1 protein-coding gene is annotated in these 383 nt (G+C 44.6%); it reads right to left on the bottom strand.

Annotated elements, in window-relative coordinates; translation table 11 throughout:
- Window positions 1-53: 53 nt before the first annotated feature.
- Window positions 54-383: ribose-5-phosphate isomerase A (locus C1I98_RS46915; protein WP_199537622.1), on the bottom strand; the 330-nt coding region annotated here is incomplete at its 5' end.

The raw sequence follows: 383 nt of genomic DNA, 5'->3' as shown, positions 1-383 counted from the left end.
CAAACGAATTTCAGCATTCGTTTACTGGTTACTAAGGTCGTCCCTGATGACACTTAAAATAGCGCTTTGACTGTATTCGTGGTCGCATCACCCAACCAAGCATTCGTCACCAAATGATCAAAATAGCTCGTTTCAACAACGCCAGCCAAAGTTGCTAATTCAACATTCAGGTCCGTAAGTTTGGCATACGTTGGAAAATGACAATCGATCAATAAATTGCCGCTATCGGTTAACGTGAAGCCATCCCGATTATTAGCAGTTCGAATGGTTGCCTGACCACCAAGATCACTCACCGTCCGCATGACTAACGATAAGGCCGCTGGCAGTACTTCTAAGACTAGTGGCGTCTTGATATCAAATTGATCGACTAACCGGTCCTGCAT

It is taken from the genome of Spongiactinospora gelatinilytica (assembly GCF_003236385.1).
Taxonomy (GTDB): domain Bacteria; phylum Actinomycetota; class Actinomycetes; order Streptosporangiales; family Streptosporangiaceae; genus Spongiactinospora; species Spongiactinospora gelatinilytica.
This window is presented reverse-complemented; position numbering and strand designations above follow the sequence as displayed.